This window comes from Mycobacterium sp. AMU20-3851 (genome assembly GCF_043974665.1).
In the GTDB taxonomy this organism is placed as follows: Bacteria; Actinomycetota; Actinomycetes; order Mycobacteriales; family Mycobacteriaceae; genus Mycobacterium.
Window position 1 is genome coordinate 1,429,120 of record NZ_CP146371.1, and the last position, 10,893, is coordinate 1,440,012.

9 protein-coding genes are annotated in these 10,893 nt (G+C 69.4%); 7 read left to right on the plus strand and 2 right to left on the minus strand.

What is annotated here, in order from left to right; all coding sequences use genetic code 11:
• Positions 1 to 110 precede the first annotated feature (110 nt).
• From V4U86_RS07010 to V4U86_RS07040, 7 genes are all read left to right on the plus strand, one after another.
• Positions 111 to 323 (plus strand): hypothetical protein, encoded by a 213-nt coding sequence (locus V4U86_RS07010; protein ID WP_395310549.1) that lies wholly within the window; start codon positions 111 to 113, stop codon positions 321 to 323.
• A 106-nt stretch (positions 324 to 429) separates the two neighbouring features.
• Positions 430 to 1,134, plus strand: coding sequence for a response regulator transcription factor (locus V4U86_RS07015; protein WP_395311945.1), 705 nt, complete (start codon positions 430 to 432; stop codon positions 1,132 to 1,134).
• A 4-nt stretch (positions 1,135 to 1,138) separates the two neighbouring features.
• Entirely contained in the window at positions 1,139 to 2,662 is a 1,524-nt protein-coding gene (locus V4U86_RS07020) for a sensor histidine kinase (protein WP_395310550.1), read from the plus strand.
• 23 nt (positions 2,663 to 2,685) lie between these two features.
• Positions 2,686 to 4,533, plus strand: coding sequence for a glycosyltransferase family 39 protein (locus tag V4U86_RS07025; protein WP_395310551.1), 1,848 nt, complete (start codon positions 2,686 to 2,688; stop codon positions 4,531 to 4,533).
• Positions 4,534 to 4,589: 56 nt separating this feature from the next.
• Positions 4,590 to 5,810 carry a glycosyltransferase gene (locus tag V4U86_RS07030; protein ID WP_395310552.1) on the plus strand — a complete coding sequence of 407 codons (1,221 nt, stop codon included), beginning with the start codon at positions 4,590 to 4,592 and terminating at the stop codon, positions 5,808 to 5,810.
• A gap of 28 nt (positions 5,811 to 5,838) precedes the next feature.
• Entirely contained in the window at positions 5,839 to 7,731 is a 1,893-nt protein-coding gene (locus V4U86_RS07035) for an ArnT family glycosyltransferase (protein WP_395310553.1), read from the plus strand.
• Between the two features lie 99 nt (positions 7,732 to 7,830).
• A complete protein-coding gene (locus V4U86_RS07040) occupies positions 7,831 to 8,322 on the plus strand; it encodes a beta-class carbonic anhydrase (RefSeq protein WP_395310554.1) in 492 nt (163 codons plus the stop codon).
• Here the strand turns inward: V4U86_RS07040 and V4U86_RS07045 are convergent.
• Together V4U86_RS07045 and V4U86_RS07050 are read right to left on the minus strand one after the other, a co-directional pair.
• Positions 8,312 to 9,547 carry an MFS transporter gene (locus V4U86_RS07045; RefSeq protein WP_395310555.1) on the minus strand — a complete coding sequence of 412 codons (1,236 nt, stop codon included), beginning with the start codon at positions 9,545 to 9,547 and terminating at the stop codon, positions 8,312 to 8,314. The two genes, V4U86_RS07040 and V4U86_RS07045, sit on opposite strands and share 11 nt — an antisense overlap.
• Entirely contained in the window at positions 9,544 to 10,890 is a 1,347-nt protein-coding gene (locus tag V4U86_RS07050) for an LLM class flavin-dependent oxidoreductase (protein ID WP_395310556.1), read from the minus strand. The genes V4U86_RS07045 and V4U86_RS07050 overlap by 4 nt, the downstream gene beginning before the upstream one ends.
• Between the last annotated feature and the right edge of the window lie 3 nt (positions 10,891 to 10,893).

Here is a 10,893-nt window from a genome sequence, read left to right on the forward strand (position 1 = left end):
TGCCGGAGGGCTGTCAGCCCAGGTCCGCAGCGCGGCCGAGGCAGCGGTGATCGCCGTGTGATCTACCGCGCGCAGGTTTCGCGCCCGACACCGGGGGTAACCGCTCAGGCATGACATCGAACAAACTGAAGCTGATTTTTGCCAGCGCGGGCGTCGGTGCCGTTGTGGGCATGGCCGGACTGACGGTCGCCAACAGCACGGCGGTTGCCGATCCTGCCCTGCCGGAGCCGACGCTGCCCTCGGAGACGTACTCGCCGACCTCCCCGGCCCCGGTGACCACGACCACCACGACCGAAGGGGAGTCTGCTGACTCGGGCGAGTAGCAACATCTCATAGCGGGCTCACAGGAACGGCACAGGGTGTGCCTATCGGCGCGCCGATAATGAAGGGGTGACAGTCAACGCGCAGGAGGCCCCGGCGCGTGCCGTGATGCACCGGGCCGACGGTAAACCCATCCACGTTCTCGTCGTCGACGACGAGCCGGTGCTGGCTGAACTGGTATCCATGGCGCTGCGCTATGAGGGATGGGACATCGCGACCGCCGGTGACGGTGCCACTGCCATCGAGTTGGCCCGGGACAACCCGCCCGACGTGGTGGTGCTCGACGTGATGCTGCCGGACATGAGCGGACTCGACGTGCTGCGCCGGCTGCGGGAACTCCAGCCCGGACTGCCACTGCTGCTGCTCACCGCGAAGGACTCGGTGGAGGACCGGATAGCCGGGCTCACCGCGGGCGGCGATGACTACGTGACCAAACCCTTCAGCATCGAAGAAGTGGTGCTGCGGCTGCGCGCACTGCTGCGGCGCACCGGGGTGGCCCACGATGCGAGTGACGCACAGATCGTGGTGGGTGACCTCGTCCTCGACGAGGACAGTCACGAGGTGACCCGAGGCGGCGACCCGATTTCGCTGACTGCCACCGAGTTCGAATTGCTGCGGTTCATGATGCGCAACGCCAAGCGGGTGCTGAGCAAGGCCCAGATCCTGGACCGGGTCTGGAGCTACGATTTCGGCGGCCGGTCCAACATCGTCGAACTGTACGTGTCGTATCTGCGCAAGAAGATCGACAACGGGCGCGAACCGATGATCCACACCCTGCGTGGCGCCGGCTACGTCCTGCGTGCGCCGCGCTGATCCCATGCCGCGCTCCTGGTCGCTGCGCACCCGGCTGTTGATCACCCAGGTCGCCCTGCTCGCGTTCGTCTGTGTGTCCATCGGTGTCGCCACCGAGTTCGCGTTGCAGCGGTTTCTGATGCACCAGCTGGATTCCCAGCTGCTGGCCGCCGCCCGGCGCTCGGTCGTCATGTGGGAACGGCCGCCGCCGATGCACCTGCCGCCGCCACCCGGCATGCCGATGCGTTTCCCGTTCGACCCGGAGCAGGGTCCCGGACCCGGGTTCCTCAACGCACCCGGCCAGGAGGTCCACACGGTGGGCGCGGTCATCCGGCGGGACGGGGCCGTCGATGCCGGCGTCATCACCGCCGAGGGTGAGACCGCCGAGATCGGTTCCGCCGCGGCGGCGCAGTTGGCCGAACTGCCTCCGACCCGCACCCCGACGAGCATCGAGCTCGACGGGCTGGGCAGCTACCGGGTGGTGGCACGTCCGGCCACCCGCGGCGCCCAGACCGTCGTCGTCGGGCTGCCCACCACCTTCGTCGACGACATCCTGCTGTCGGTTCTGCTGATGTTCTGCGTGATCGCCGCGGTCGCACTGATCGCGGCGGCCATCATCGGAGCCTGGACCATCAGGCGCCAATTGGCCCCGCTGGCAAGGCTTTCCGCGGCCGCCAGGGACGTCGCCCACCTCGACCTGGAGAAGGGTGAGGTGCGGCTACCGACGTCGATCGTGCCGGTCGACCCGGCCGCGGCGAACACCGAGGTCGGCCAGCTCAGCTCGGCACTCAACCGGATGCTGGACCGCATCGCCGCGGCACTCTCGGCCCGGCACGCCAGCGAGACACGGGTGCGCCAGTTCGTCTCCGACGCCAGTCACGAGCTGCGGACCCCGCTGGCCGCAATCCGCGGCTACACCGAACTGGCCCAACGTAATCGGGCTCAACTACCCGATGACGTGGCGCACGCGATCGGGCGGGTCGAATCCGAGACCCAGCGGCTCACCGCGCTGGTCGAGGACATGCTGCTGCTGGCTCGCCTGGACGAGGGCCGCCCGCTGGAACGCACTCCCGTCGACCTGGCCCGGGTGGTGCTCGACGCCGTCGGTGACGCGCACGCCGCCGGACCCGACCACGAGTGGATGCTGGAACTGCCCGACGACCCGGTACTTGTCACCGGCGATCAGGCGCGGCTGCACCAGGTGCTGACCAATCTGCTCACCAATGCCCGGGTGCATACCGCGCCCGGCACCACCGTCACCACCTCCGTCGCGGTTGCCGACAATGGCGAAGCGGTGCTGACCGTGTCCGATGACGGACCGGGCATCCCGGAGGCCTTGCAGCCCGAGGTTTTCGAGCGCTTCGCCCGGGGTGACTCGTCGCGGTCGCGTCGCGGCGGCAGTACCGGTCTCGGGCTGGCCATCGTCGCCGCGGTGGTCAAGGCGCACGGCGGATCCATCGAATTACACAGTGCGCCCGGCGATACCCGCTTCGTCCTCACCCTGCCCGCGTCACAGCCGGCGCACAGCGTGGACCCATCGGTCGGCTAGCTCGGCCGGTCACAATCGCGGAAATGAGTGCTGTTCGGACGTCCGGTGAACGTCGTGCGCTGGCTGCGCTGTTGGTGGCGACGGCCGCGGCGTACCTGTGGAATCTTTCGGCCGACGGGTGGGCCAACAGCTTCTATTCGGCTGCGGTGCAGGCCGGCAGCCAGGACTGGACCGCGCTGCTGTTCGGCTCCAGCGATCCGGCCAACGCGATCACCGTCGACAAGACCCCGGCCGCGCTATGGGTGATGGGCGTCTCGGCGCGGGTGTTCGGCTTCAACCCGTGGACGGTCCTGGTGCCGCAGGCGCTGATGGGGGTGGCCGCGGTGGCGCTGCTGTACGCCGCGGTCCGGCGGGCGTGCGGTCCGGCGGCCGGATTGCTGGCCGGTACCGTGCTCGCGCTGACGCCGGTGGCGGCCTTGATGTTCCGGTTCAACAATCCCGATGCCCTGTTGGTCCTGTTGCTGGTTGCGGCGGCCTACTGCCTTCAGCGTGCCTGTGCCCCCGACGCCGCACGGGGGTGGTTGATCGCCGTCGGCGTCCTGTCCGGTTTCGCCTTCCTGGCCAAGATGGTGCAGGCACTGCTGGTCCTGCCGGCGTTCGCGGCGGCGTATCTGTGCTGCGCGGCCGGTTCGGTGCGGACCCGGCTGCTGCGGCTGGCCGGTGCCACCGCGGCGTTGGTGGCCTCCGCGGGCTGGTATCTGCTGCTGGTAGAGCTGTGGCCCGCATCGGCGCGGCCGTATATCGGTGGCTCCCAACACAACAGCATCATCGAGCTGGCGCTGGGCTACAACGGCGTCAGCAGGCTGACCGGCGCGCAGGCCGGCGGGCTGGGCAATCTGAACTTCGACGTCGGCTGGGACCGGCTGTTCGGGGCCGGTATGGGCGGTGAGATCGGCTGGCTGCTGCCGGCGGCGATGATCTGCGCGGCCGCCGGTCTCGTGCTGACCCGGCAGCGACCGCGCACCGATCCGGCACGGACGGCGCTGATCATGTGGACCGGATGGCTGCTGGTGACCGCCGTGGTCTTCAGTTACGCCAACGGCATCGTGCACAGCTACTACACGGTGGCCCTGGCCCCGGCCATCGCAGCGTGTGTCGGTATCGGTTCGGAGTTGTTGTGGCGCAACCGCGCCGACCGGCGGTGTGCGCTTGTGTTGGCGGGTGTCGTGGTGGTGACGGCGGCGCTGTCGGTCGTGCTGCTGGCCCGGGCACCCGATTGGCTGCCGTGGCTGCGCTGGGTCATCGCAGCGGCGGGGGTGGCCGGCGCGGTACTGATCGCGGTGCGCGCACCGGCGGTGGTCGCGGTGACGATCGCGACGGTGAGTGCGCTGGCCGGACCGGCCGCCTACACGGTGGCGACCGTCGCGGCGCCGCACAGCGGGGCCATCCCGACCTCGGGGCCGGCCCGGCACGGCCCACCGTTCGGGGCCCACCATGGGGCGGGCCCGGGTGGGCCACCGCCGGGCATCCGTCCGCCGGGGGACGGGCGGCCGCCCGCGGGCGGCCTGCTGGACGCGCCCCGGCCCGCCCCAGCGCTCACCGCCCTGCTGGTCGACGGGGCCGAGCGGTACACCTGGGCGGCGGCGGTGGTGGGGTCCAACAATGCGGCCGGCTATCAGCTGTCCGCGGACGTGCCGGTGATGGCGGTGGGCGGATTCAACGGCACCGACCCGGCCCCCACCCTGGAGCAGTTCCAGCAGTGGGTCACCGCCGGCCGTATCCACTACTTCATCGAAACGCCGATCATGGCAGGTCAGCGCGCCGATCACGGCGGTAGCCGGGATGCAATCGACATCGCGGACTGGGTGCGGGGCCGGTTCCCCTCCCGCACGGTCGCCGACACCGTCGTCTATGACCTCACCGACTCATAGCCGGCACACAGGTTGGACCAACGGGTGTCACACGCAGCCGCATGACGATGGCAGACATGGCCGACACCGTCTTCGCAGCACGCCCCAATGCCGTCCTGCTCGCCCGTGCCACCGACACTCCGGTGGTCGACATCGTGGTCCCGGTATTCAACGAGCAGGCCGCCCTGGAGAACTCGGTGCGCCGGCTGCACCGGCACCTGCAGGAGAGTTTCACCTTCGCGGTGCGAATCACCATTGCCGACAATGCCAGTACCGACGACACCCCGCGCATCGCCGCGGAGCTGGCCGCCGAACTGGCCGAGGTCCGCGTGGTGCGGTTGGAGGAGAAGGGCCGGGGCCGTGCTCTGCACGCGGTGTGGAGTGCCTCGGACGCCCCGGTGCTCGCATATATGGATGTCGACCTGTCCACCGACCTGGCCGCTCTGGCACCACTGCTCGCCTCGCTGATCTCCGGGCATTCCGACCTGGCGATCGGCACCCGGCTGAATCAGAGTTCCCGGGTGGTGCGGGGCGCGAAGCGGGAGTTCATCTCGCGATGCTACAACCTCATCCTGAAATCCACCTTGCATGCCCGCTTCTCGGACGCGCAGTGCGGATTCAAGGCGATCCGCTCCGACGTCGCGCGCGAGCTGCTGCCGTATGTGGCCGATACCGGATGGTTCTTCGACACCGAACTGCTGGTGCTCGCCGAGCGCAGCGGGCTGCGGATCCACGAGGTGCCGGTGGACTGGGTCGACGACCCGGACAGCCGTGTCGACATCGTCGCGACCGCCAAGGCCGATCTGCTGGGCATCGGGCGGCTGCTCCGCGGTTTCGCCGGCGGGTCCATCCCGATCAATACCATTGCCGCACAGCTCGGTTCACGACGGTCTGCCGCCCCCAATTCGTTGCTGCGCCAGGGTGTGCGGTTCGCCACGGTCGGCGTGCTGTCCACCGCGGCCTACCTGGCGCTGTTCCTCACGTTGCACGGACTGCTGGGAGCTCAACTCGCCAATCTCGCGGCACTGCTGATCACCGCTGTCGGCAACACCGCCGCCAACCGGCGGTTCACTTTCGGTGTGCGTGGTGCCGGCGGTGTGGCCCGGCACCACTTCGAGGGGTTGCTCGTGTTCGCCATCGCATTGGCCATCACCAGCGGGTCACTGGCCGGTTTGCACGCCGTATCCGATGAACCCGGCCAGGCCATCGAGACCACGGTGCTGGTGATCGCGAACCTGGTGGCCACCGCTGTCCGTTTCATCTTGTTGCGCGGCTGGGTTTTTCATCCTGCCCGCTGAGACACCGCTACTTTCGCAAAGGATTGCCATGACTTTGACCGCCGACACACTGTCCACCGGTGCGGCGCCGAGTGCGCCACGGCGGCGTTGGGAACGTCCGGGACTGCTGGCGTTGTTGACCGGAACCGCCGTGCTCTACCTGTGGGGCCTGGGCTCCGCGGGTTGGGCCAACAGCTACTACGCGGCCGCCGCGCAGGCCGGCACCCAGGACTGGAAGGCCTGGCTGTTCGGGTCCTTCGACGCCGGCAACGCCATCACGGTGGACAAGCCGCCCGCAGCGCTGTGGGCAATGGCGTTGTCCGGCAGGTTGTTCGGTTTCAACGAGTTCACCATGTTGCTGCCCCAGGCGCTGATGGGCGTGGCGGCGGTCGCGGTGCTCTACTTCGCCGTGCGACGATACAGCGGGCCGGGTGCCGGTCTGGTGGCCGGTGCGGCGCTGGCGATCACCCCGGCCGCAGCATCGATGTTCCGTTACAACAATCCCGACGCGCTGCTGGTGTTACTGCTGGTGGTGGCGGGGTACTGCACGCTGCGTGCCACCGAGCGGGGCGGAACGCGGTGGATGGCACTGGCCGGGTGTGCGGTCGGGTTCGCGTTCCTGACCAAGATGCTGCAGGCCTTCCTGGTGCTGCCCGCCTTCGGGCTGGTCTTCCTGATTGCCGCACCGACCTCATTGTGGAAGCGGCTCGGTTCGCTGGCCGTCGCGGCGACGGCGGCAGTGCTGTCGGCGGGGTGGTACATCGCGCTGGTCGGCCTGTGGCCGGCGGATGCGCGGCCCTATATCGGTGGGTCGACCGACAACAGCTTGTTGCAGTTGGCGTTCGGCTACAACGGGATCGATCGGATCATCGGACAGGGCGAAACCGGTGGGCCCGGTGTTGGTCCGGTTGGTGGCCCACCGCACGGTCCGGGCGGTCCCGGCGGTGGGGCCAACCTGTTCTTCGGCGGCGACCCCGGTATCGGGCGGCTGTTCGGTCAGTCGATGGGCGCCGAGGCATCCTGGCTACTGCCGGCGGCGCTGATCGGGTTGACGGCGGTGCTGTGGCTGACCCGGCGTGCGGCGCGCACCGACATGCTGCGCGCCTCGGCGTTGATGTGGGGTGGCTGGCTGCTGGTCACCGGGGTGGTGTTCAGCTTCATGGACGGCATCATCCACCCGTACTACACGGTGGCGATCGCACCGGCGACCGCTGCCCTGGTCGGGATTTCGGGTGCCCAACTGTGGCGGCAGCGGGAGCAGCCGGCGGCCCGTCTGGTGTCGGCGGTGATGGTCGCCGCCTCTGGTGGGTGGGCATTCGTCCTGCTGTCGCGCGCCCCGGACTGGTGGCCGGTCCTGCGCTGGACGGTGTTGGCCGTCACGGTGGCGGCCGCGGTGGCCTTGTTGTTCGGTGCGCACCGGCAGGGTCGAACGGCCTCCGTCGTGCTGGCCTTCGCGCTGCTGGCCGGCGCCGGGGGCAGCGCAGCCTGGGCGGTGGCGACCGTGGCCGACGGCGCCAGCGGCGGACCGATGGCGATGTCGGGGCCGGCCGGCCAGCGTGACTTCGGGCCGAGGCCGGGTGGGCCCGGCGGGCCGGGCGGACCGCGCGTGGATCGGGCTGCCCTTTCCGAATTGCTGAGCGGTGTCGAGAACCGTTGGGCTGCAGCGACGGTCGGATCGATGATGGCCGGAGACCTGCAGCTCGACAGTGGGGAACCGGTCATGGCTATCGGCGGATTCTCCGGAGGGGACAACGCGCCGACGCTGCAGCAGTTCCAGCAGTACGTGGCCGACGGGGATGTGCGCTACTTCATCGCGGGGGAGCGCTTCGGCCCGCCCGGGCGGCAAGGCGACGACGCCGGCACGCAGATCACCGAATGGGTGAAGCAGAACTTCACCAAGCGGGAGGTCGGTGGTGCGGTCGTCTACGACCTCACCTCCTGACCCGCGTGCGGACGCGAACTCGCCCTCGACATGGGAGAGTTTGCGTCCGGTCGCGCGGAAGGGCTGACGACGGGGTCGGCTGGGCCTACTCTGCCGCCTATGTCTGTCACCGATCAGTACCTGGCCAATAATGAGGTGTACGCGCAGACCTTCACCGGGCCGCTGCCGCTGCCGCCGAGCAAGCACGTCGCCGTCGTGGCCTGTATGGACGCCCGCCTCGACGTGTACCGAATCCTCGGTCTCGGCGACGGGGAGGCGCACGTCATCCGCAACGCCGGCGGTGTCGTCACCGACGACGAGATCCGCTCGTTGGCGATCAGTCAACGGCTGCTGGGCACCAAGGAGATCATCCTGATCCACCACACCGACTGCGGCATGTTGACCTTCACCGACGACGAGTTCAAGCGCGCCATCCAGGACGAGACCGGACTGAAACCGCAGTGGGCGGCCGAATCGTTCCCGGATCTGGAAGAGGATGTGCGGCAGTCGTTACGCCGCATCGAGGCCAGCCCGTTCGTCACCAAGCACGAGTCGCTGCGCGGTTTCGTCTTCGACGTCGCGACCGGGAAGCTCAACGAGGTCACTCCCTAGCGATTTGCGCACATTCACCGGCGCTCACCGCCGGTGAATGTGCGCAAATCACCGGGGGCCAGGGCACGTAGCGCGGGATATGGCGCCACATCATCGCCGCCCCGGTCAGCGCGATCACGCCCAGTCCGGCGAGCCCGAAACCGAGTGGAGCCGCCACCGCCGCGGCGCCGAGGGACAGCGGGCCGAGGAACATTCCGGTGTCGTGGGCGAGCCGCCACGCGGCCAGGAATTCGGCCCGGGTCGCGGCGGGGGCGACGTCGGCGCCCAAGGTCATGATGACGCCGTTGCCCAGTCCGTTCCCGATCCCCATGACGGCGGCCACCACGGCGATCGAGAAGAACGAATGGCTGAACGGCAGCGCGAAGAACGACGCGGCGATCACCAGCAGCGAGGGCACCGCCAGTGCCCGTCGGCCGTAGCGGTCCATCAACTGCCCGGCCGGATAGGAACACGCCAGGTCGAACGCGGCGCCGATGCCGTACACCAGGGACACCGCAGCCGCAGCGAGCCCGATGTGGTCGGCCCACAGCGGTAGTGCGGCATCGCGTCCGGCGCGGGCCGCGCCCATCAGCAGCGAGCCGGTTCCCAAGGTGGCCAACAGGTTCCGGTGCCCCCGCAGGACGGCGACGACGGACACCCCGCCGGCCGGGGCATCCGGGGGCCGTCTCGGATCAGGCACCCGGGCCAGCAGACAACCGGACAGCAGGACAGCGGCGCACTGCACGGCGAGCCCTCCGCGCAACCCCATCACCAGGATCGCACCGGCCCCGACGAACGGGCCGACCAACATCCCCAGCCGCCACATCAACGCGAACGTGGCCATCGCCCTGGCCCGCATGTGCACCGGCGCGGCCTCGGCGAGATAGCTCTGCCGGGCCAGACCCCACACGGCGGTGGACAACCCGGTCAGCGTCGCGCCCACCGCCAGCACCGCGGGGGTCCACGCCGCCGCCGACAGCGCCACCCCCGCGGCGCCGATCGCCGAGCCCACGATGATGGCCCGGCGTTCTCCGAACCGGGCCACCAACCGACCGGCCGGCAGATCGCCCAGGACCGATCCGAGGCCGACGAAGGCGACGATCAGCCCCGCCACGCCCACCGACGCGCCGAGTTCGCGGGCCAGCAGCGCCACCACCGGGATCCCCGCGCCCTGCCCCACGCCGAAAATCGCCGAAGGGACGAAGACTGTGTTGACAAAGGGGCGCAGCGCGGCCCCGGAGGTCATGCGCTCGTTTCGGCGGCGTGCCGGCCGGCCGGTGCGAACCGGCTCGGCGGGCGGCGCAGACCGTAGTGCTCACGCAGGGTGCTGCCGCGGTACTCGGTGCGAAACAGTCCCCGCCGCTGCAGGATCGGCACCACCTGCTCGACGAAGTCCTCCAACCCGCCCGGCAGATACGGCGGCATCACGTTGAAGCCGTCCGCGGCTCCGGCCTCGAACCATTCCTGCAGATTGTCGGCCACCTGTTCGGGGGTGCCCGCGAAGGTGCGGTGCCCGCGTCCACCGCCCAGTTTGGCGATCAGCTGCCGGACGGTCAGCGCCTCCTGCTCGGCAAGCTCCTTGACCAACTGGAACCGGCTCTTGTTGCCCTCGATCTGCTCGATCGGCGGCAGGGGCGGCAACGGAGCGTCCAGCGCGTGCGCGGTCAGGTCGACGCCGAGCATGCTCGACAGCTGGCGCAGCGAGTACTCCGGGGAGATCAGGTCGGTGAACTGCTGTTCCAGCTCCGCGGCCGCCTGCTCGGTGGGGCCGATGTAGGGCACGATGCCGGGCAGGATCTTGATCTCGTCGGCGCTGCGGCCGTACGCGACGGCACGCGCCTTCACGTCCCGGTAGAACGCCACACCGTCGTCGACCGTGCGTTGCGCGGTGAAGATGGCCTCGGCGTACCGGGCGGCGAAGTCCTTTCCGCTCTCCGATGATCCGGCCTGCACCAGCAGCGGTCGGCCCTGCGCCGAGCGCGGAGAGTTCAGCGGTCCCTTCACCCGGAACAGCGCGCCGTCATGATCGATGCTGTGCACCTTGTCCGGGTCGGCGAACACCCCGGTCTGCGGGTCCAGCACGATCGCGTCGTCATCCCAGCTGTCCCACAGGGCGGTGGCGACGTCGACGAATTCCGCTGCGCGTCGGTACCGTCCGGCGTGATCGGGGATGTCGTCCAGCCCGAAGTTGGCCGCCTCGTCCGCGCCGGCCGAGGTGACGATGTTCCAACCGGCCCGCCCACCACTGATGTGATCTAGCGAGGCGAAGCTGCGGGTGAGCGTGTACGGCGAGTGATAACCGGTCGAGGCGGTGGCGATCAGACCGATGCGCTCGGTCGCCGACGCGATCGCGGTCAGCAGGGTGATCGGCTCGAAGACGGCCTGGGTGTTGTGCTTGACGCGCGGCCCGACCGCCAGACCGTCGGCGAAGAATACCGAGTCGAGCTTGCCGCGTTCGGCGATGCGGCCCAACTCCTGGAAATGGGTCACGCTCAGCACATTGCGGGAGTCGGTGCGGGGATGACGCCAGGCCGCCTCATGGTGCCCGACTCCCATCAGGAATGCGTTGAGATGCAACTGCTTTGACATACT

Bases quoted from the DNA above. Each gene is read 5' to 3' on its own strand.
- V4U86_RS07010 (WP_395310549.1), top strand. From the start codon at position 111: ATGACATCGAACAAACTGAAGCTGATTTTTGCCAGCGCGGGCGTCGGT.
- V4U86_RS07015 (WP_395311945.1), top strand. From the start codon at position 430: ATGCACCGGGCCGACGGTAAACCCATCCACGTTCTCGTCGTCGACGAC.
- V4U86_RS07020 (WP_395310550.1), top strand. From the start codon at position 1,139: ATGCCGCGCTCCTGGTCGCTGCGCACCCGGCTGTTGATCACCCAGGTC.
- V4U86_RS07025 (WP_395310551.1), top strand. From the start codon at position 2,686: ATGAGTGCTGTTCGGACGTCCGGTGAACGTCGTGCGCTGGCTGCGCTG.
- V4U86_RS07030 (WP_395310552.1), top strand. From the start codon at position 4,590: ATGGCCGACACCGTCTTCGCAGCACGCCCCAATGCCGTCCTGCTCGCC.
- V4U86_RS07035 (WP_395310553.1), top strand. From the start codon at position 5,839: ATGACTTTGACCGCCGACACACTGTCCACCGGTGCGGCGCCGAGTGCG.
- V4U86_RS07040 (WP_395310554.1), top strand. From the start codon at position 7,831: ATGTCTGTCACCGATCAGTACCTGGCCAATAATGAGGTGTACGCGCAG.
- V4U86_RS07045 (WP_395310555.1), bottom strand. From the start codon at position 9,547: ATGACCTCCGGGGCCGCGCTGCGCCCCTTTGTCAACACAGTCTTCGTC.
- V4U86_RS07050 (WP_395310556.1), bottom strand. From the start codon at position 10,890: ATGTCAAAGCAGTTGCATCTCAACGCATTCCTGATGGGAGTCGGGCAC.